Here is a 21,049-nt window from a genome sequence, read left to right as displayed (position 1 = left end):
ATCGGCGTGGCCGGCGCCGGCCAGGAGATCTCCACCCGCCCGTTCCAGCTGGTCACCGGCCGCAACTGGATGGGCACCGCCTTCGGCGGCGCCCGCGGCCGCACCGACGTGCCGAAGATCGTCGACTGGTACATGCAAGGCAAGATCCAGATCGACCCGATGATCACCCATACGATGCCGCTCGAAGACATCAACAAGGGCTTCGAGCTGATGCATTCGGGCAAGTCCATCCGCGGCGTGGTGGTTTACTGAGCCATGAAAACCATATCGATCGACAAGTCTCACGGCGGCACTCAGGGCGTCTACGTCAGTCGCTCCGAGGCATGCGACTGCGACATGACCTTTGCGGTGTTCGTGCCGCCGCAGGCCGCCGAAGGCAATTGCCCGGTTCTGTGGTACCTGTCCGGCCTGACATGCACGCATGCCAATGCCATGGACAAGGGCGAGTATCGGCGGCTTGCCGCCGAACTCGGACTGATCATCGTCTGCCCGGACACCAGCCCTCGCGGTGACCACGTTCCCGACGAATCCGACAACTGGCAGTTCGGCAAGGGCGCCGGCTTTTATGTCGATGCCACCGAGCCGCCATTTTCGGCCAATTACCGCATGTACAGCTACATCACCGATGAGCTGCCGCGCCTCCTTGCTGCGGAATTTCCCGTCGACATGGACCGCCAAGCAATCTTCGGCCACTCGATGGGCGGACATGGCGCGATCACGATCGCGCTCAAGAATCCGGACCGCTTCCGGAGCTGCTCGGCTTTCGCGCCGATCAGCCATCCCTCGGTCTCCGGCTGGTCGAAACCGGCATTCCGAAAATATCTCGGAGCTGACGAAAACACCTGGCGGGCCTATGACGCCTGCTCGCTGATCGAGGACGGGCATCGCCTGCCCGAACTGCTCGTCGACCAGGGAACGGCGGATAGCTTCCTGGAGGATGGGCTGCGTCCCGATGAACTCAGGCAGGCCTGCGAGGCGGCTGATATCAACCTCAAGCTTCGCATGCAGGAAGGCTACGGCCATTCCTATTTCTTCATTTCGACATTCATGGAAGACCATCTGCGCTGGCATGCGCAGAGGCTCGGAGATCGGAAATAATTGCAGAGCTCGGCCGGGCATATCGCAAACGGCCAGGGAGGGAAGGAGAGAAGCAATGACCAGCATAGCCATTCATCCGGCAGTGGATTCAGGCTTTAAGGCGACTGACGCTGCTTTCGCAGGCGGGACGCTCGTGTGCAAATGCACGAGCAATCCCGTCAAGGTCAGGATCAAGGGCGATATCGCCCACAATCACGCCTGCGGCTGCACCAAGTGCTGGAAGCCCGAGGGTGCCGCCTTTTCGGTCGTAGCGGTGGCGCCGACCGAGAGCGTCGAAGTCCTCGAAAACGGCGACAAGCTTGCGGTCGTCGATTCCGCGGCCTTGATCCAGCGGCATGCCTGCAAGGAATGCGGCGTGCATATGTACGGCCCCGTCGAGCGCGAACATCCGTTCCAGGGATTGTCCTTCGTCCATCCCGAGCGCTTCCAGGAAAGCGGCTGGGCAAAGCCGACCTTTGCGGCCTTCGTGTCGTCGATCATCGAAAGCGGCTTCGATCCGGCCAAGATGGACGCTGTCAGAGCGCAGCTGAAGGCATCGGGCCTGGAGCCCTATGATTGCCTCTCGCCCGGCCTGATGGACTATATCGCGACCTGGACCGCCAAGAAAAGCGGCGTCCTCGCCGCGTAAAATCCCGGGGAGCGTCGCCCCCGGCGCTCCCCGAACACCGCCGCTATCCGGATCGAGATAATCTTGATGGCCGCGTGCCGCCGGTTTGCCGGCGCTCAGGCTTCCGATGCCTGGCTGCAAAGAACTCTCACGACCTGCCCTCAGAACCCGCTTGGGAAGAAACTCCGCGATGGCTGCCGCCGCGGAGCTTTCCTCACTTGATATGTGCCACTCCCCCATCAGGCGTGCCCAAGAAATTGTGTATCCTTCGAATAATGATTGTGTACGCAAAGTACACAATTATTTGACTCCGCCGAAAAGGCGTGCCATCTTCACGGCGTAGAGCAACGAATGGCCGGAGATCGACGATGGCGAAGACACCGAAGAGCAATCTCTACGAAGACCTGAAACGCCAGATTCTGACGATGGAGCTGGACCCGGACGCCGATCTGGACGAGGCCAGTCTGAGCGAAAGATACGGGCTGTCGCGGACCCCGGTGCGGGACATATTCCGCCGCCTTGCCGGCGAGGGTTACATCGACATCCGTGAGAACAGGGGTGCGCGGGTCATCCCGATGAACCACTCCACGCTTCGGAATTTCTTTCTTGTCGCGCCGATGATCTATGCGGCGATCGGCCGCCTCGCGGTGCAGAACTTCAAGCCCGCCCAGCTGTCGGACCTGAAGCAGACCCAGGAGCGGTTCCGCGCCGCCAGCCAGAGCATGGACGCTCTTGCGATGGTTCTCGAGAACAATCGCTTTCACGAAATCTTCGGCGAGATGTCGGGCAATGTCTACATGCAGCCGAGCCTCGGCCGGCTGCTCATCGACCACGCGCGCATCGGTCACACGTTTTTCCGGCCGAGAAACGAAGATATGAGGCGGCGGCTGCAATTGGCCGTCGACCATCATGATGGCTTCATCGTGGCGCTCGGCGCTCACGACGAGGATGCCGTCGTCGATCTCGTTTTCGAACACTGGGAATTGTCCCGCGAGAACATGGAGATGTTCATCGCTCCGCAAGGCCTCAAGGCTGACGCCTTCGTGGGCGGTCCAGCCACGCAATTATTGGAGAAGTCACCGTGAAATTTGAGGGGATCTACACGCCGGCGGTGACGCCGCTCGATAAGAATGGACAGATCGACCGGGCCGGATTTGCCGCCGTGCTCGAGTCGCTGATCGAGGCGGGCGTCCACGGCATCATCGTCGGCGGCTCGACGGGCGAATACTACGCCCAGAGCAGTCAGGAACGTTACGAGCTCGCAGCCTATGCCAAGGAAGTCATCGGGACGCGGCTGCCGCTCATTATCGGCACCGGCGCCACGCGGACCGAAGATTCGGTCGAGTACGCCAAGGCGGCGAAGGACATCGGTGCGGATGCGATCCTGGTGTCGTCGCCGCCATATGCATTGCCGACCGAGCGCGAGAACGCGGTCCATGCACTAACGGTCGATCGCGCCGCCAACCTGCCGATCATGCTCTACAACTATCCCGCCCGCATGGGCGTGGTGATGGGCGAGGAGTATTTCTCGCGCGTCGGCAAGTCGAAGAACGTCGTCGCCATCAAGGAAAGCTCCGGCGACATGGGCAATCTTCACCTGCTCGCCCGGAAATTTCCGCACATCGCGCTCTCCTGCGGCTGGGATGACCAGGCGCTCGAATTCTTCGCCTGGGGTGCGAAGAGCTGGGTCTGCGCCGGCTCAAACTTCCTGCCGCGCGAGCATGTCGCCCTCTATGAGGCCTGCGTCCTCGAAAAGAACTTCGACAAGGGCCGGGCGATCATGACGGCAATGCTGCCGCTCATGGATTTCCTTGAATGCGGCAAGTTCGTCCAGTCGATCAAGCACGGCTGCGAATTGATCGGGCTGAATGTCGGATCGGTCCGTGCACCGCTGCGCCCGCTCAACTCCGAAGAAAAGCGAACCCTTCAGACCGTCTTCGCCACATTGAAGCGCACGGTCGCTCAGATCACGTCGGGAGCCAACCATGCATGAACCCTTGACCGCCGCCGAATATAAGGCGATCGCCGCCGACCTGCAGTTTCCGACGAACGCCTTCATCGACGGCGCATTTCGTCCGGCAAATTCCGGCAAGACTTTCACCTCCACGAACCCTGCGACGGGCAAGGTTCTCGCTGAAATCGCGGCCTGCGATTCCAGCGACGTCGACTTCGCCGTGCAGAAGGCGAAGGACGCGTTCGACGATGGGCGTTGGCGGCTGCGCTCGCCGGGCGAGCGCAAGGAAGTGCTTCTGAAGCTCGCCAAGCTCATGGAGCAGAACCGGCACGAACTCGCCGTCCTGGAAAGCCTCGACAGCGGCAAGCCGGTGCGCGAATGCCAGACGGTCGACGTTCCCGACACCATTCACACGATCCGCTGGCACGCCGAGCTCATCGACAAGCTCTATGACAACACCAACAATGTCGGCGCCAATGCCTTGGCCATGGTGGTGCGCGAACCGATCGGCGTGGTCGGCTGTGTCTTGCCGTGGAACTTCCCGCTGCTGATGCTGGCCTGGAAGATCGGCCCGGCGCTTGCGGCCGGCTGCTCGGTCATCGTCAAGCCGGCGCAGGAAACGACGCTCACGACGCTGCGCGTCGCCGAGCTCGCCCATGAGGCAGGCATTCCGGCGAGCGTGTTCAACGTCGTCACCGGCTCCGGCCGGGAGGTCGGCGAACCGATCGGCTTGCACATGGACGTTGATATGGTGGCTTTCACCGGATCGACGCCGACCGGCCGCCGCTTCCTGCGTTACGCCGCGGACTCGAACCTCAAGAAGGTCGTGCTCGAATGCGGCGGCAAGAACCCGGCGGTGGTGCTGGCGGATGCCGAAGACCTCGATCTTGTCGCCGAGCAGGTGGTCAACGGCGCCTTCTGGAACATGGGCGAGAACTGCTCGGCCACGTCGCGCCTGATTGTCCATGCCAGCATCAAGGACGAACTGTTGCGGCGCATCGGCGCCTATATGCGCGAATGGAAGACGGGTGATCCGCTGAACCCGGAAAACCGCATCGGTGCACTCGTCAGCAAGAGCCATTTCGAGAAGGTGAAATCCTTCCTCGATGATGTGAAGACCGAAAAACTCTCGCTCGCCCATGGCGGCGAGACTTATGAGGGCGCCTTCATCGAGCCGACGGTGGTCGATGGCGTCACGCCGAAGAGCCGGCTGTTCCAGGAGGAAATTTTTGGCCCCATCCTTTCGGTCACCACCTTCGAAAACCTGGCCGAGGCCACGGCACTTGCCAACGACACCAATTACGGCCTGACCGCGTCGATCTATACCGGCAGTCTGCGCAACGCGATCCGGCTCTCCCGCGACATCCGCGCCGGTCTCATCACCGTCAATTGCTTCGGTGAGGGCGATGCCTCGACCCCCTTCGGTGGCTACAAGGAGTCCGGTTTCGGCGGCCGCGACAAGTCGGTCTTCGCCCACGACAATTACTGCGAGCTGAAGACGATCTGGATCGACATCTCGGAACGTTCGGTGGACGAGACGATCCGATGATCACGAAACCGGTCAAACGTCTGCCGGTTGAGAACGGCATCTCGGGCTGGGAGGCGATCAGCAAACGTTCGTTCCCGGTCCGGAGCCTGGAAGGCAACGTTACAGCAGACTGGCTGATCATCGGCGCCGGCTTTGCGGGCCTCTCTGCGGCCCGCCGTCTCCTCCAGCTTCGACCGGACGACAAGATCGTCGTCCTCGATGCGAGCGGGGTCGGCAAAGGCACGTCCGGACGGAACTCCGGCTTCATGATCGACGTCCCGCATAATCTGGCAGGCGGCGAGTATTCGAGCGGGGAGGTGGACGCGACCCGCTTGGAGATGACACAAAATCGCTCCGCGATCGCTTTCGCCGCACAAGCCGCGCAGGAATACGGCATGCCGCGCGAGACGTTCGACCCCGCGGGAAAGATCAATGCGGCGGCCACGGAACGGGGCATGAAGCTGAACCTCAGCTTCGGCCAGTCGCTGAAGGGCGCCGGCGAGAAGCACAGCTTTCTCGATGTCGCCGAAATGCGCGAGATCACGGGTTCGGATTACTACCTCGGCGGTGTCTATACGCCGGGTGCCGTGCTGATCCAGCCTGCCGATTACATCCGCACCGTCGCTGCCGGGCTTTCGGGCAAGGTCGACATTTTCGAGCATTCGCCCGTCACATCGCTGAAGCGCGAGAACGGGACCTGGACGGCGGTTTCCCCACGGGGCACGGTCACCGCACCGAAGGTGATCGTAGGCGTCAACGGCCATATCGACGACTTTGGCTACTATCGCCGCCGCTTGATGCACTTCTACGGCTATGCCTCGATGACGGCTCCCTTCGATGCGGAAGACTTCGGACGCAAGGTCAGCGGTCGCGACAGCTGGGCACTGCTTCCGGCGGACGCCATGGGAGCGACCGTTCGAAAGATCACATCCGGCGGCCAGTCGCGCATCGTGCTCAGAACGCGGTGGACCTATGACACGACGATAGCGCTGACCGAGCGGCGTCTGCGGGCAATGGCCTGGGAACATCGGCGCTCGCTCGACGCACGCTTCCCCGGCCTCAAGGGCATCCCGTTCGAGCATAGCTGGGCCGGGCGCATATGCCTGAGCCTGAACCATGTGCCCGCCTTCGGCGAAGTCGAGGAAGGGCTTTACTCCGCCTGCTGCGAGAACGGACTGGGAACCGTCAAGAGCACGCTGGCCGGCATGATGGCGGCCGAATTGGCGACCGGGACCACCTCGCGGCATCTCGAAGAATTTATGGATCACCCCGAACCGTCGAGGATTCCCCCGGAGCCGTTCGCATGGCTGGGCATCAATGCGGTGATCCGTTTGCAGGAATTGCGTGCAGGCCGCGAGGGATGATCCCTCGGCCGCGCAATATGAAGACTGCCGCCCGCAGACTTCAATGAGAATGGGAACGAAAACCAGGAGTAAGAACAATGAAGACTTTGTGGAAGGCGCTTTGCGCCGCTGCGGTGATCGGAATCAGCATCCTTCCTGCTCGCGCGGAAGAAAAGACGATCAATCTGGGCACGATGGCCTGGGAAGATCTGACGCCCATCACCGGCATCACCAAGAAGGTTCTCGAAGACGCCGGCTACACCGTCAAGGTGACCGAGTTCTCCGAATGGGGCATTGCTTATGCCGCTCTCGCCAAGGGCGATATCCAGGCTCTCACCTCGCAGACGGACTACGTGGCCTCGGACTATTGGGACAAGAACAAGAACCGTCTCGAAAAGATTTCGCCGGTGTCGCACGGCCTTTATCAGGGCGTTGCCGTTCCGAAATATGTTCCGATCGACTCGCTGGAACAGCTCAATGAAAACGCCGATAAGTTCGGCGGCAAGATCATCGGCATCGAACCGGGCGCCGGCCTGATGCGCGATACGGCGAATGCGGTCAAGGATTACGGCCTCAAGCTCCAGCTCGTCGAAGGCAGCACGGCCGCGATGACGGCGGCGCTGAAATCCGCCTACGATCGCAAGGAGTGGATCGCGGTGACGATCTGGGAACCGTCATGGATGGTCCAGAAGTACGAGGTCAAGTACCTGAAGGATCCGAAGGGCGTCTTCCCGCCGCCGCAGACCTACTACTGGATCGGCCATAAGGGCTTCTCCGAAGAATATCCGCATGCCCGCGAAGTCATGGCCAGCGTCTACGTGCCGATCGCCGACATCACCACCATCAACGGTGAGGTCAAGGACGGCAAGACCATGGACCAGGCCGTGCAGGGTTGGATCGGCACCCATGCCGACCTGATCAAGCGCTGGGAAAACATCAAGAAGAACTAAATGCGTCGTGGCCGTCCGATCCGTCGGGCGGCCACCTACAGTGTTGCGCGTCTTTTTAGACGCGCAAATGACGCTGGGGTTCAACGAGAGAAGCCAGCTTGATTGGCTCAAGGGGATCGCTATGAAAACCGTAACTGCCGATATCAATGATGTCCTGATCGACTGCCAGTCCCTCTGGAAAGTCTTCGGTGACAAGTCCGCTGCGGCAATGAAGTCGATCAAGGAGCGCGGCCTCGGCAAAAAAGAGGTCTTGAAGGAATTCAACTGCGTCGTCGGCGTCTCCGATGCGAGCATCGAGGTTCGGCGCGGCGAAATCTTCTGTATCATGGGACTGTCGGGAAGCGGAAAATCGACGCTCATCCGCCTCCTCAACAAGCTGATCACGCCGAGCTCCGGCAAGGTTCTCGTCAAGGGGCGTGACCTCGCCGCCCTGTCGCCGGTCGATCTCAGGCAGATGCGCGCCAAGAACATCGGCATGGTGTTTCAGAGCGTCGCTCTGCTGCCGCATCGGACGGTCCTGGAAAATGCGGCCTTCGGCCTCGAAGTCCAGGGAATTGCGAAGACGGAGCGAAACAAGACCGCCGCTGCAGCCCTCGAGAAGGTTGGCCTCGCCGATTGGCTGAGCCGCTATCCCAACGAGCTTTCCGGCGGCATGCAGCAACGCGTCGGGCTTGCCCGCGCGCTCGCCTCCGATCCCGAGATCATCCTGATGGACGAGCCGTTCAGCGCGCTCGACCCGCTGATCCGGCGCCAGCTTCAGGACGAATTCCGCCAGCTGACCAAAGCTCTCGGCAAGTCCGCCGTCTTCATCACCCATGATCTCGACGAGGCGATCCGCATCGGCGACCGCATCGCGATCATGAAGGACGGCGTCATCATCCAGACCGGCACGGCCGAGGAAATCATCCTCAACCCGGCGGACGCCTACGTCGCCGAATTCGTCGCGGGCATCTCCCGCCTTCACCTGATCAAGGCGCATTCCGTCATGCGCAGCGTCGCCGAATTCCAGCAGGGCGCACCGAATTTCGACATCGCGTCACTCATGCGCACGACGCCGGACGCCGATATCGACGAGCTCATTTCTTTGACGATGCAGTCGGAGCGCGACGCCATCGCCGTCGTCGACAACGATCAGGTCGTCGGCGTCGTCACGCCGCGCAGCCTGCTGATGGGCGTCAAGGGAACCTCCACCCAAGATCTCACGGCGGCGTGAACCCAACGGGAGCTGATTGACATGGATACTTCAGCCTTCACCGATGTTTTCGACGAATGGACGGACTCTGCGCTCGAATGGGTCAGCGACAACGGCGAGTTCCTGTTCGAGCATATCAGACAGGCTCTGGAAGGTCTCTATGACGGGATCCTCTGGCTCCTGGAGCTTCCGCCCTTTTACGTCGTCGCTCTGATCGTGGCGCTTATCGGCTGGCGGCTGATCAATATCTGGTTCGCCCTGCTCAGCGGCCTCGCGCTGGCGCTTTGTTTTTCGATGGGGCTCTGGCCGGAGACGATGAGCACTCTGGCGCTGGTGCTGACTGCGACTGCGATCGCCTTGATGATCGGTATCCCGATCGGCATCGCTGCCGGTTTCTTCACCGCGCTCGATCGCTTCATGGAGCCGGGTCTCGATCTGATCCAGACGCTTCCGCCCTATATCTACCTGCTGCCGGCGATCGCCCTGCTCGGCTATGGGCCGGCGACGGCGCTGATCGCGACCGTGATTGTCGCCGTGCCGCCGGCAATCCGTCTGACCTCGCTTGGTATCCGCATGACCCCCAAGGAATTCATCGAACTTGGAGAGGCGCTCGGGATGACGCCGGCAAAGATGTTCTTCAAGATTCGCCTTCCCTTTGCGCTGCCGAGCATCATGGCGGGCATAAACCAGAGCCTGATGATGGCCTTCGGCATGGTCGTCATCGCCGGCATCGTCGGCTCCGGCGGGCTCGGAGAGACGATCTACGGCGCGATCAGGACACTCGACATCGCCACCTCAATCAATGGAGCGATCGCCATCGTGGTACTGACTATGGTGATTGACCGGATAACCCAGAGTGCCGCCAGCTTGGGAACAGGGAGGAAGTCATGAATCTTTCGATCTTGCAGTTTTCGCCCGGCGCCTTCCTGGCCCCTGCTGTCGATTGGCTCAACACCAATCTTCATCCCCTGTTTGCGGCGATCAGCTATCTGGTCGAAGCGGTGCTTTCGGCAATCGAGGCGGCGCTGCTTTTCGTGCCGCCCTATGCGCTGATCGCGATCGTCGTCATCCTGGCATTTTTTGCCGTCAGCCTGCGGGCCGCGATCCTTGCGGGGCTTTGCCTCGGCTTCTGCCTGCTCGTTGGGCTGTGGACGGCATCGATGCAGACCCTTGCGCTGGTCAGCGTTGCCGTCGTCATCTCCGTGCTCATCGCCTTTCCGATCGGCGTCCTGTGCTCGCGGCATAAGACGCTGGAGGCGGTGGTTCGCCCGATTCTCGACGTGATGCAGACCGTGCCGCCATGGGTCTACCTCATTCCCGCGGTGATGATCTTCAGCCTCGGACGGGTCCCGGCCATTATCGCCACCATCGTTTACGGCATTCCGCCGATGCTGCGCCTGACGACGCTGGCCTTCAACCAGGTGCCGAAGGTGTTCCTCGAGCTCGGCAGCGCCATAGGCGCCCCGCCGCGCTCGATCCTCTGGAAGATCGAAATCCCTTTGGCCAAGCAGACGCTGCTCGTCGGGCTCAACCAGTGCATTCTTCTGTCTCTGGCGATGGTCGTGCTGGCCGGCCTCGTCGGTGCAGGCGGGCTCGGCGCGGAAGTGACGCGCGGCCTGACGCGCATGGAGATGGGGCTTGGCCTCAGGGCAGGGCTGGCGATCGTCGCGGTCGCCCTTCTGCTCGACCGCTTGTCCCGCGGTCTGCTCGACCGCGACAGGCTGCCGAAGGCGAGATGAGCAAGGACTTGACCGAATGAGAAACCGCTTCTTCTGCATTGATGCCCATACTTGCGGGAACCCCGTCCGTCTCGTGGCCGGCGGCGGCCCGCTGCTTCCGCATCTGCCGATGGGCGAGCGCCGGGAGATCTTCGTCCGCGACCACGACTGGGTTCGCAAGGCACTGATGTTCGAGCCGCGGGGGCATGACATCATGTCGGGCTCGATCATCTATCCCCCTTATCGGGAGGATTGCGATTTCGCCGTTCTTTTCATCGAGGTGAGCGGCTGCCTGCCGATGTGCGGCGCCGGCACGATCGGTACGGTGACCGCCGCGATCGAAGAGGGACTGATCAAGCCGCGCGAAGCCGGAAGGGTCGCCATCGAAACGCCGGCCGGCAGGGTCGACGTTACCTATGAGGAGAAGGGCGGATATGTCGATTCCGTTCGTCTCCACAATGTGGCGAGCTATCTCCACGAGGCGGATGTCGAGGTCGATGTGCCCGGTATGGGCCGTCTGCGCGTCGATATTTCCTACGGCGGCAACTATTATGCGGTCGTCGAGCCGCAAGAGAACTGGAGCGGACTGGACGGCATGAGCGCCTCCGACATCGTCGGCTGCAGTCAGAAGCTGAGATCGGCACTTGCCGATGTCTGCCATCCCGTTCATCCCGACGATGAGAGGATATCCGGCGTGCATCATGCGATCTGGTGCGATCGCCCGGCAAACGACGTCTCGGACGGGCGCTGCGCGGTCTTCTACGGGGATAAGGCCATTGATCGGTCGCCGGGCGGCACCGGCACTTCCGCGCGCATGGCCCAGCTCCATGGCAAGGGGCGGCTCGCCGTCGGGTCGAGATACCGTCATGAAAGCCTGATCGGAACCATTTTCGAGGGCCGGGTCGAAGCCGAGGCAAGGATCGGAAGCTATCACGGCATCCTCCCCAGCATCGGAGGCTGGGCGCGCGTCATCGGCCACAACACCATTTTCGTAGACGACCGTGATCCGCTCGCACACGGTTTTCAGATTCGATGAGCGCGGTTTCCGAGTTTTGAGAGGCGGCAAGGAGATGACCATGCGACCGGAGCAGCATCAGCAGGCAGACGCAGCGACGAAATCCGGTGCCCGGCTCAAAGTGGGGTTCGTACTGGCGCGATCGTTTACGCTGTCGGCATTCGCGCTTTTCGTCGACACGCTGCGGCTTGCCAGTGACGAGCAGGATCGCTCCGGAAGGGTGCTTGCCGACTGGCAGGTGATCGGCAGCACGCGGCATCTGATAAGCTCGAGCTGCGGCGTCCAGGTCGCTCCGACATCCGATTTCGTCGATCCGTCGAGATTCGATTACATCGTGGTCGTCGGCGGCCTTCTGACGGTCGCGAACCCCGTCGATCAGCAGACCATCGCCTTTATCAAGCAGGCGGACGCCAAGAAGGTGCCGCTGATCGGCGTCTGCACGGGGTCGTTCATTCTTGCCGAGGCAGGCCTGATGAAGCGGCACGAGTCCTGCGTGAGCTGGCTGCACTATAAGGAGTTTCGCGAACGGTTTCCCGATCTCGGCGTTCGTTCCGATCGGCTCTTCAATCTCGATCGCCAGCGCGGTTCGTGCGCAGGCGGCAGCAGTTCCGCCGACATGGCGGCGTTGCTGGTCAGGAAATATATCAGCCGCGATGCCGAACGAAACGCGCTTGAAGTGCTGCAGATCGAGAAGGCCCGGACGCCGGCGGATATCCAGCCTCGGCGTCCGCTGTATGACGATTATGACGACGCCCGCGTCAAGGCGGCGATGATTACGATGGAACAGTTCGTCGACGGCAGCATATCGATTCAGAAGCTTGCCGCCATGGTTGGCCTGTCGAGGCGGCAACTGGAGAGAATCTTCATCGACAAGACGGGAATGTCGCCTGCCAAGGCCTATAATCGTGTTCGCATGGAGCGGGCAAAATCGATCCTTGCCCAGTCGAAGGCGCCGCTGATCGAGATCGCGCTGGATGTCGGCTTTGAAAACGCCTCGCAATTCACGAGAACCTTCAAGCGCACCTTCGGGCAAACGCCGTCGCAGCATCGCGCAACGGCTTCGAGAGCGCATTAGCCGCTCACAGTTTTCGGCATCATGCTCTGGTTCAGATCTCTTCCCACGGGAAACTGTCCAGTCGCTCCGCGCCCTTGGCTGTGATCAGCGCCTGGGTTTCCAGTTTGATGCTCTCGGATCCGGCTTCGGCGATCAGGCTTTCGACGTTGAGCACCATGCCCTCCTCGATGACGCCGCTGAAATCGGGATCGAAATCCGGATGCAGCAGGATCCCCGGCCATTCGTCGGCCATGCCGGTGCCGTGCAGGGCAAGCGTATAGCGATAAGGCTGGTATTTCTCCGGAATCCGCCAGGACAGTTCGTTGAATTCCCGGAACGTCATGCCGGGCCTGATCACGGAAAGATTGTGCTCGATCTGGTCCCTGGCAGCCGCGTAAAGTTCCTTCTGCTTGGCGTTCATCGCCACATGGCCGGATGTCCATGAGCGCGAGAGGTCGGCGCAATAGCCGTAGGGGCCGATCATGTCGGTATCGAAGGATATCATCTCGCCGCGCTTGATGACGTAGTCCGAACATTCCTGATACCACGGGTTCGTTCGTGGGCCGGCGGTGAGCAGCTTGGTCTCCAGCCACTCACCGCCGCTGCGTGCGTTTTCGAAGTGAAGCTCGGCCCAGATCTCCCGCTCGGTGCGGCTCGGTTCGGACGCTTCGTACATGCGCGCCATGCCTGCTTCGCAGACGCGGATCGTCCAGCGCATCAGCTCGATTTCCTCCGCACTCTTGATCGACCGCGCCCGTTCTGCCAGTTCCTGGCCGTCGAGGAGGGTAAATCCGCGTTCCGTGAGTTCGAACGCGCCGGATGGTTCGAGCCTGTCCACGGCGATGCGCCTGTTGCCGCCATTCCCCTTCACGATGTCGGCGATCTCGTCCGCCCAGGCTTTCAGGCGGGTTTCTATGAGGTTGCCTGCCGTGAAGAAGATCCAGGATTTCGACGGCCGGATCTCATCGATGCCGGGAAGCCCGTCATTGACGTGCTCGGCGCCTTCGAATTCGAAAATGATGGCCGGGCCGTCAGCCAGGATCAATGCGTACCGTGACGGATTATGCATCGTCCAGATGCTCATGTTCGACGAGTCGAAGGCATAGCGGATGTTGACGGGATCGTAGAGCAGCAGGGCGCCGCAATCCCATTCGCGCATCTTCATGCGCAGCCGCTCCAGCCGGTAGCGGCGCGCCCGGTCGAGGGTCGCGGCCGGCACGGGACTGATGAGAGGCCGGTCCGCTCCATCGGGGTTGAGGTAAGCCTGCTTCCGTTCGTCCTTGAAGACTGCCGAGCCGGTCAGCTCGACGGCACCGTTTTCGTCTCGCAACATCCGAGTGATCCCCTGTTGTCGGTGAGCAATGCGCTGTCGCTCAGCGTTCGATAACGAGATCGCTGAGCGGCTTCGAGCAGCAGGGCAGGAAAAAGCCGGCGTCGATTTCCCTCTGGCGGATTCCGCCATTGTGGTTCATGTCGACCGTGCCTGATGTCAGTTTCGACTTGCAGGTGCCGCAAACGCCGTTGGCACAGGAGGACGGAATTCTGACGCCCGTCTTTTTCGCGCAGGAGAGTACGCTCTGGTCGCCTGTGACCTCGATGCTGCGGGCCTGCTTCGAGAAGGTCACCTGAAAGACCTTGGCGGCTGCCTCCTGAACCGCAGGAATGTCAGGTTCGTCGATGACGGCGGCGTCGAAGCTTTCCTCCAGATAATGCGAGGCGGGGACGCCGAGCTCGGCGGAAATGCGGCGTGCTGCCGCCATGAACGGGGCGGGGCCGCAGCACATCACGGTCCGTTCGGCAATATCGGGAACCGCGAGCCTGACATAGTCCGCCGAAATCCGGCCGGTGAGACCCGGCCAGGACGCTTCGCCCGCGACGGTCTCCGGGAGGAAGTGGAGCCGAAGGCCCTTCAGCCTGCGGGCGATGCAGGCGAGCTCGTCGCGGAAGATCAGATCCTGCGGCGTGCGCGCGGCGTGCATGAAAACGACGTCGGCGGGTTCGCAGCTGTCGGCGAGTTCACGCAGAATGGACATGACCGGGGTGATGCCGGAGCCGCCCGAGAGCAGCAGAAGCTTATGTCCCGACGCCTCAGACCTGACGAAATGGCCAAGCGGACCATTCGCCTTGACGGTTGCCCCCGCCACCAGCGTGTCGTGAAGCCAGTTGGAGATCTTGCCGCCCGGAACGCGCTTCACCGTCACGGAAAAGGCGTTCGTGCGATGCGGCGAAGAGGAGATGCTGTAGCACCGGCTTTCAGGCTCTCCATTGTGTTCCAGGTCGAACAGAAAATACTGTCCGGCCTTGAAGGCGAAGCGCTTGCCGTTAGGGGAGGCGAAGGTGAACGTCTTGACGTCATGGGTCTCCTGCTGGACGTCGAGGCAGACGAGCGCGTCGTCTTCCTCGGGGTTCCAGAAGTCGTGACGGACGGCCTTTGCGAGCGGCGCTTGCGGGGTCCTAGTATCCATGAGCGCGCATCCGGTCGATGTACCAGGTGGCGAACTTGTCGAGGTTCGTCTCGGAGAAACGGGAATAGGGACCCGGCTGATAGGCGGGATCGAGCGCGCCGGCATGGGAGCGGGCGACGAGGTCGGCGTCCTGGTCCGTGGTTGCCACCCAGACATCCGTCAGCTTGTCGAGGTCGTAATCGACCCCTTCGACGGCATCCTTGTGCACCAGCCACTTGGTCCTGACCAGCGTCCTGCCGGCCGAGAGCGGAATGACGGTCGCCACGACCGCATGATCGCCCATGAAGTGGTTCCAGCTGTTATGGCCCCAGAGGTGGGTGTCGCCGAGATCCTTGCGGGTCATCTGTCCGAGAAGTTTGGACGATGCCGCGGTGGCGTCGTGGGTCTGGGATTCGCCGGCGCCTGAGATGATCAGCCGCTGCGTGCGGAAGTTCGTGGCGCAGTCGGTGAGCTGCTCGACGGCAGCCGAGGGGAAACCGTCGGCCTCCCATGCCTGCGTGCGTTCCTCGTAAAGCCGGAGGTGCTCCTCTGCCTGCTCACGGTCTTCCGGGCTCAGCGTTTCGGGATCGAAGCCGAAGTCGAGATCGACGAAGGAGACGCAGAGTTCCGGGTGGTTGGCGGAGCAGTGATAGCACTCGCGATTGTTCTCCATCGTCAGCTTCCAATTGCCGTCCTCGATGACGTCGGTCTGGTGAGCGATCTTGGCATTGCGGATATCGTAGGGGGCGAGGCGCTCGACCATCGCCTGTTCGAGGCCGGCAATGTCTTCGGGCGGATTGTCGGACAGGCAGACGTAAATCAGGCCGCCGATCGATTTGAAGGTGACCGGCTTCAGGCCGTGACAGTCCTTGTCGAAATCCTTGCCCATATGGGGGGCGTAGCTGAGTTCGCCCGTCAGCTCGTAGGTCCAGGTGTGATAGGGACAGACGAGCTTCGAAACGATCGTCTTGCCCGGATCGAGGAGGCGGGAGCCGCGATGGCGGCAGACATTGTGCAGGACGCGGATTTCGCCGTCGTCGTCGCGCAGAAGGATCAGGCTCGTCTTGCCGATATCGATGACCGTGGCGTCGCCGGCTTCGGGAACATCACAGTCGAGGCCGACACAGATCCAGTGCTTGTGGAAGAAGACATCGATGTCTGCTTCGAACACGTCGTCTCTGACATAGAGGCCGGCCGGCAGCGAATGGCCTTCAGAGCGGGAGTCGAGCAGCGCTGAAATGGAAGATGGGAGCCTGTTTAGCATGAGAACCTCTTATGTGAGAGTTTCCCTAGATTGCGCTTGCAGCGCGGGGCTTTCAACGGCATAAAAAATCACGTTCGCATAATATTTTCTCATGTGAAAGGGCTCCGAGATGCAATTCCGAAGACGGCTTCCGTCGCTGACCGCACTGGTGACACTGGAGGCCGTGCTGCGCAGGAAAAGCTTCACCCTGGCAGCGAGCGAGCTCGGCGTCACCCAAGCAGCAGTCAGCAGGCAGATTGCCTCGCTGGAGGAGGAGCTCGGCCAGCCCCTATTCGTGCGCAAGCACCGGGCGATCGAGCCGACGGCGGCATGCATCAGCCTCGGCGCAACGCTGGCGAAGAGCTTTGCCGATATCGCCGAAAGCGTGGAGGCGATCCAGTCGCGCAGCCAGGACGTGGTGACGATCGGGGCGACGGTAGCATTCTCCTCCTTCTGGCTGCTGCCGCGGCTGGCCGAATTCCGCCGGGCCAATCCCGGCATTCTGGTGCGGGTGATATCCCAGGACAGCCCGATCGCTCTCGACGGCGGAGAGGTCGATGTGGCGATCCGCTACGGCCTGCCGCCCTTCAGCGATGGGACGGTGATTGCCTCGCACGGCGACGTCATTTCCCCCGTCTGCTCTCCAGACTATCTCCGGCGTCGGGGAGATGGTCCGCTCGGCTCGGCCGACGAATTCATCGAAACCGATGTTGTCGATCGTTCCTGGTATAGCTGGTCGCAATGGGTTTCGCTCACCGGCGCCAATATCGAGGTCAAGCCGTCGCTTCGGTTCAGCCATTACACAGAGACCATCGCCGCTGCGCGCGCCGGGCAGGGGATTGCCTTGGGATGGCGCATGCTCATCGGCACCTTTCTCGAGGACGGAACCCTGGTGCGCGCCGAGGAAAGCGAGCTTGCCGCGGAAGATCGTTACAACGTCATCGTGCCCGTCAAAGCCAAGCGAAGCAATGCCCGCGACCTCGCCGCCGCCTGGCTGACGGCCTCCCTGCATGGTTAAGCCGCTGCTCGCAAAGTCATAATCATAAACCCAGCCCGGGCGTGGCCGTTCGATGAACGCCTTTCGGGACGAAGGCGAAGCGATCTGCCAGTCCCAGGAAATCGGCAGCCAGGTGAATGACGGAAAGCCACATTTCCGTCCCCTGCAGGCTCGGTTCACCGCCGTCGGCGAACGAAAATCCCTCGCCATCCCGCCATCTGTCCAGAGCTCTTGCGATGAGATTGCGGGCGATTGCCTCGCCATCGGCCCGCCTGTAATCGGTCTGCCGGGCAATCAGCAGCAGGGGATGGATCGTATCGAGCAGGTTGCACGCATTGTATTTCTCGGCAACGAAGCCGTTGTGGTTGCGGTAGTTGAGGTGAACGGTTTCGAGTGAGGCGTGCGGGTGGGGAAGTGCCACGCCGAACTGGGCGTAAGTGCCACGCGTCAGGCGATAAAAGCCGTTCACCGGTTGGAGCCATCCTTCCCCAGCGGTCGGCCTACCCCATAGCCCCGAAACGCTGTCGGCATTCCGGCTCAGCCACTCGAAGAGTTCCTGCCGGGAATGCCCGATGCCGAAATACGCCGCATTGAAGTACATGGCGGTTCCGATCGCATCGACGACGCTGCCGGCATGCCACGCCCGGGTCGACCAGGGCAGGGCGCTCAGCCATTCATCCAGTTCTCCGGCGCCGAGCTCGACCGCATGGACAGGTTGGCGTGGAGCGGAACCAAGCAGTTCAAGCGCATAGCCAACCGCAAGGACGTTATAGAGCGCCTTTGGGTCATCCCTCAATGCCCTCCCGTGCTCTCGCGCATGCTCTTCCGGGAAAAGGCCGGTCTCTTGTTCCTGCAGACCTTGGAGAAGCTCGACCGCCTCCGGCGCATCGAGGTCGGGCGGCAGATGGCCGAAGCCGGCAGCAATCTCGATTGCATCGCACAGATGCCGGATCGCCGGTCGCCTGATGCCGTCTGCTTCCAGCGATTCATAGGACCCTTGCGTTTTCCAGCGTGCAAGGACATCAGGCCATTGGTCTTTCGCCTTCTGACCGAGCCTGACCAGTTGATCTTCGATGTCGCCAGTGCCGGATTTCCTGGGCGCCGAGCCTCGGCTCCGCAGCACCCTGGCCGGCACGCCACCGGCAATCGACAGGGCGGGAATGTCTCCCGTGACCACCGCTCCGGCGGCGATCACTGCACCATTTCCAATCGTGGCGCCATCGAGGATCACGCAATTGGCGCCGATCCAGACATCGTCGCCGATCGTGATGCCGAGGCTGATGACGCCTTGGCGGTGGATGGGAATATCAGGATCATCAAAACCATGATTGAAGCCGACGATCGATGCATGCGAAGCGATCCGAACCCCGTTGCCGCACGTCACCGTGCCGGACACGCAGGCATAGGGATTGATGGTGCAATCGTCGCCGAGGATCACATGGCCTCGAACGAGGGCATGCCCGGCAATCCAGGACCGTTCGCCCATCGTCAGGCTCTCGGTGAAGATTGCCGCATTCTCGGCGATGTAGGAGGTCTCCGCCAACTCCGCACCGCATGATCGCCGGAGTTCCGCCTTGCGCGCCAGATGGGCTGGATGACGGAGGTCCGCCGCAATGTGTTCCCAGGTCAGATATTGAAGCCTGCGCGCTTCGCTCTCTTCGCGCGTCGATGTTTGCCGGTTGTTGACGCGATCCATCCTGCTCCTCATGCTCAGGTTCAACCGCCGAATATCCTATGCCTTCAGCGATCCGTTGCCTCGCGACATCAGACGGCGTGATCCGTTTAAAAGCAAGACTTCCGATAATGGTGGCGAGCCCTCGTCGAAATGGCTCAATTGCTTTCGCGCCGAGCCATCTGGAAACCTTGAGGTCGAGTTATGCCGCGTTCAGAAGTTCAGCGCTAACCGGCATTCCCATATGAAAGCCCTGGACGCGGTCGATGCGAAGATCCTTGAGAAGAGAAAATTGTGCTGCCGTTTCGACGCCTTCCACCAGGATCGTATTCCCACGATTGCGAATGAGAGCAACCATGTCCTGAAGCATCGTCAAACCGCGTGGGTTCGAGCAGTCGTGCAGGAAGGTCCTGTCGACCTTGACCGTCTGAAACTCGATTGCCCTCAGCCAGGAGAGGCCCGCGAAGCCGCAGCCGAAGTCGTCAAGCCAGATCTCGACGCCGAGTGCCCTGAGATCGGCAATGCATTTAAGCACCTCCGACTGCATATCCATGTCCAGGCCCTCGGTGACTTCCAAGGCTAGTCGCGACCCGCAGACCCCGCACCGGGCAAGGATCTCAGCGACGCTGGCGGCAAAGCCGGGGGAACGCAGTTGTATCGGCGACACGTTGACGCTGACGGTCGCCATGCGATCGGTCATCAGTATGTCACGGCATGCCGTCTCGATCGCCCACTTGCCCAGTTCGAGGATGGCGCCACTTCGTTCGGCAACCGGAATGAATGTCTTCGGCGAAACCGCGCTGCCGTCCGGCATCCTGAGGCGCATCAAAGCCTCGACGGCTCTTGCTTTCCCGTTCACGTCGAAGATCGGTTGGTACACGAGCGAGACCAGTTTGCGATCGATGGCGGCCGCCAGCAGCGGGACGAGTTTACCAGCATAGTCGTCGGGGCGAGGCAACAACGGATCAAAACTACGAATGCAGTTTCGGCCACTTGCTTTGGCATTGTAGAGAGCGAGGTCGGCTTCCCGGACTATTCGTTCAACTTTCTCTCCAACTTTCTCGCGGGTGAAGGCGACGCCGATGCTGACGGTTACGATCGACATATCATCCGGTCGTTCGTCGTGAGCAATCGCAAGAGACTCGACTTCCATTCTGATCTTCTCGGCGCACGTCATCGCGGCCTTGGGGAGGGCCGCCGGCATGACCACGATAAACTCCTCGCCACCATACCTGCCGATCATGCCATCGTACGTCTCGACAACCGCCTTCAGCGCATTGGCGATGACAGTCAGGCATCGGTCTCCTTCCTGATGTCCGTAGCGATCATTGAAGCGTTTGAAAAAGTCGACGTCGATGAGGAACACGGAGAAGTCGCGGCGTTCGTCTTTCCAGGCGGCCCAGCATTCGTCGAGGCGCCGATCCAGCGCGCGTCTGTTGCTTATGCCTGTCAGGTAATCGGTATGGGAAAGCTCGAGCAGTGACCTTCCGCGCTCGGACGCTTCCCAGTGCTGGTGGCGAGCCTCCGCCGCGTTCAGCAACACGTTTCGACGCTCCACGTTCAATCGCCAATTGACGAAAGACGTGAAGACGAAGCACGAAATGTAGAACATCCCGAAGGCGAGCTTGTAGGTTTGGCTTGAAGGAAAAAATTCCTCGATCGTAACGAAAAATGCGCAGAGAACGAGGCTGGAAGTGATCACCGAAAGCCGAAACGGGAAGCTGAAGAAGAGGTTGGCGCCCATCATGAAGATGGCGCCGAATATCATGTAGTATGACATGGCGGTGACGTCGCGCGTGTCAATCGCCGGGTAAAGCCAGCCCACATAGCCGACAAGCAGTGCAGCGGCACATGTGATGTCAAGCCAGACGGTTTTCGCTTTTGCCAGAAGCAGGGTCTCGAAAACCAGCAGAGCGATCGTTGCAACGACGAATCGCGCGGCGATGGTCACAGGCGCAACATCGGGGATCAGCCAACGGTCGGGAAGTGCGAAGGCCACATAAACGGCAACCGCGATCCAAAGACCATGCCGTGAGCTCCGCCTTCGGACAGCATCATTTTCAGTTTTCAGAGAGTTGAGAGCCTCGGCGAATGAAAAGCTGGCAGTTGATTCGTCGCGTTGGACATTAGCGTAAGCCGCGATCATGCAACAACACCGGCCTGACAACCATCTAAAGTATGTTGAAAAGTAAGCCATACTTCGGCGCCCTCCAAAATCGCGTTCGGCAACCTGC

18 protein-coding genes and 1 pseudogene are annotated in these 21,049 nt (G+C 61.2%); 14 read left to right on the top strand and 5 right to left on the bottom strand.

What is annotated here, in order from left to right; all coding sequences use genetic code 11:
- The 13 genes and pseudogenes from CO667_RS13090 to CO667_RS13030 form a co-directional block, all read left to right on the top strand.
- Positions 1 to 252, top strand: a pseudogene (locus tag CO667_RS13090) (S-(hydroxymethyl)glutathione dehydrogenase); the annotation flags it as partial.
- Between the two features lie 3 nt (positions 253 to 255).
- Positions 256 to 1,098, top strand: coding sequence for an S-formylglutathione hydrolase (fghA, locus tag CO667_RS13085; protein ID WP_097618779.1), 843 nt, complete (start codon positions 256 to 258; stop codon positions 1,096 to 1,098).
- 55 nt (positions 1,099 to 1,153) lie between these two features.
- Positions 1,154 to 1,726, top strand: a complete 573-nt coding sequence (gfa, locus tag CO667_RS13080) for an S-(hydroxymethyl)glutathione synthase (protein ID WP_097618778.1) — start codon at positions 1,154 to 1,156, stop codon at positions 1,724 to 1,726.
- Between the two features lie 347 nt (positions 1,727 to 2,073).
- Positions 2,074 to 2,790 carry a GntR family transcriptional regulator gene (locus tag CO667_RS13075; RefSeq protein WP_097618777.1) on the top strand — a complete coding sequence of 239 codons (717 nt, stop codon included), beginning with the start codon at positions 2,074 to 2,076 and terminating at the stop codon, positions 2,788 to 2,790.
- Positions 2,787 to 3,698, top strand: coding sequence for a dihydrodipicolinate synthase family protein (locus tag CO667_RS13070; protein WP_097618776.1), 912 nt, complete (start codon positions 2,787 to 2,789; stop codon positions 3,696 to 3,698). Before CO667_RS13075 ends, CO667_RS13070 begins: the two co-directional genes overlap by 4 nt.
- Positions 3,691 to 5,208, top strand: a complete 1,518-nt coding sequence (locus CO667_RS13065; RefSeq protein WP_097618775.1) for an aldehyde dehydrogenase — start codon at positions 3,691 to 3,693, stop codon at positions 5,206 to 5,208. Before CO667_RS13070 ends, CO667_RS13065 begins: the two co-directional genes overlap by 8 nt.
- Positions 5,205 to 6,551 carry an FAD-binding oxidoreductase gene (locus tag CO667_RS13060; RefSeq protein WP_097618774.1) on the top strand — a complete coding sequence of 449 codons (1,347 nt, stop codon included), beginning with the start codon at positions 5,205 to 5,207 and terminating at the stop codon, positions 6,549 to 6,551. Before CO667_RS13065 ends, CO667_RS13060 begins: the two co-directional genes overlap by 4 nt.
- A gap of 77 nt (positions 6,552 to 6,628) precedes the next feature.
- A complete protein-coding gene (locus CO667_RS13055) occupies positions 6,629 to 7,480 on the top strand; it encodes a glycine betaine ABC transporter substrate-binding protein (RefSeq protein ID WP_097618773.1) in 852 nt (283 codons plus the stop codon).
- Between the two features lie 121 nt (positions 7,481 to 7,601).
- Positions 7,602 to 8,693 carry a glycine betaine/L-proline ABC transporter ATP-binding protein gene (locus CO667_RS13050; protein ID WP_097618772.1) on the top strand — a complete coding sequence of 364 codons (1,092 nt, stop codon included), beginning with the start codon at positions 7,602 to 7,604 and terminating at the stop codon, positions 8,691 to 8,693.
- A gap of 21 nt (positions 8,694 to 8,714) precedes the next feature.
- Complete coding sequence (locus tag CO667_RS13045) at positions 8,715 to 9,563, top strand: ABC transporter permease subunit (RefSeq protein WP_097618771.1); 849 nt, start codon at positions 8,715 to 8,717, stop codon at positions 9,561 to 9,563.
- Positions 9,560 to 10,411, top strand: coding sequence for an ABC transporter permease subunit (locus tag CO667_RS13040; protein ID WP_097618770.1), 852 nt, complete (start codon positions 9,560 to 9,562; stop codon positions 10,409 to 10,411). Before CO667_RS13045 ends, CO667_RS13040 begins: the two co-directional genes overlap by 4 nt.
- Positions 10,412 to 10,427: 16 nt before the next feature.
- A complete protein-coding gene (locus CO667_RS13035; protein ID WP_097618769.1) occupies positions 10,428 to 11,426 on the top strand; it encodes a 4-hydroxyproline epimerase in 999 nt (332 codons plus the stop codon).
- A gap of 40 nt (positions 11,427 to 11,466) precedes the next feature.
- On the top strand, positions 11,467 to 12,480 hold the full coding sequence (locus CO667_RS13030) for a GlxA family transcriptional regulator (RefSeq protein WP_097618768.1): 1,014 nt from the start codon (positions 11,467 to 11,469) through the stop codon (positions 12,478 to 12,480).
- Between the two features lie 31 nt (positions 12,481 to 12,511).
- Here CO667_RS13030 and CO667_RS13025 read toward each other — a convergent pair whose 3' ends face one another.
- The 3 genes from CO667_RS13025 to CO667_RS13015 are packed head-to-tail and all read right to left on the bottom strand — an operon-like array spanning position 12,512 to position 16,167.
- The gene (locus tag CO667_RS13025; protein WP_097618767.1) at positions 12,512 to 13,792 is read right to left on the bottom strand and encodes a Xaa-Pro peptidase family protein; all 1,281 of its coding nucleotides are present in this window, start codon (positions 13,790 to 13,792) and stop codon (positions 12,512 to 12,514) included.
- Between the two features lie 40 nt (positions 13,793 to 13,832).
- A complete protein-coding gene (locus CO667_RS13020; RefSeq protein WP_097618766.1) occupies positions 13,833 to 14,924 on the bottom strand; it encodes a hybrid-cluster NAD(P)-dependent oxidoreductase in 1,092 nt (363 codons plus the stop codon).
- The gene (locus CO667_RS13015) at positions 14,914 to 16,167 is read right to left on the bottom strand and encodes an aromatic ring-hydroxylating dioxygenase subunit alpha (RefSeq protein ID WP_097618765.1); all 1,254 of its coding nucleotides are present in this window, start codon (positions 16,165 to 16,167) and stop codon (positions 14,914 to 14,916) included. Before CO667_RS13015 ends, CO667_RS13020 begins: the two co-directional genes overlap by 11 nt.
- Before the next feature lie 109 nt (positions 16,168 to 16,276).
- Here CO667_RS13015 and CO667_RS13010 point away from each other — a divergent pair, with 109 nt between their 5' ends.
- Complete coding sequence (locus tag CO667_RS13010; protein ID WP_097618764.1) at positions 16,277 to 17,164, top strand: LysR substrate-binding domain-containing protein; 888 nt, start codon at positions 16,277 to 16,279, stop codon at positions 17,162 to 17,164.
- Positions 17,165 to 17,186: 22 nt separating this feature from the next.
- Here CO667_RS13010 and CO667_RS13005 read toward each other — a convergent pair whose 3' ends face one another.
- The gene (locus CO667_RS13005) at positions 17,187 to 18,839 is read right to left on the bottom strand and encodes an acyltransferase (protein ID WP_097618763.1); all 1,653 of its coding nucleotides are present in this window, start codon (positions 18,837 to 18,839) and stop codon (positions 17,187 to 17,189) included.
- Between the two features lie 178 nt (positions 18,840 to 19,017).
- Positions 19,018 to 21,012 carry a GGDEF domain-containing phosphodiesterase gene (locus CO667_RS13000; RefSeq protein ID WP_097618762.1) on the bottom strand — a complete coding sequence of 665 codons (1,995 nt, stop codon included), beginning with the start codon at positions 21,010 to 21,012 and terminating at the stop codon, positions 19,018 to 19,020.
- Positions 21,013 to 21,049: the final 37 nt, after the last annotated feature.

It is taken from the genome of Rhizobium sp. L43 (assembly GCF_002531725.1).
GTDB lineage: Bacteria > Pseudomonadota > Alphaproteobacteria > Rhizobiales > Rhizobiaceae > Rhizobium.
Note: the sequence above shows the minus strand (reverse complement) of the source record. Positions and strands in the feature narration are given on the sequence as shown.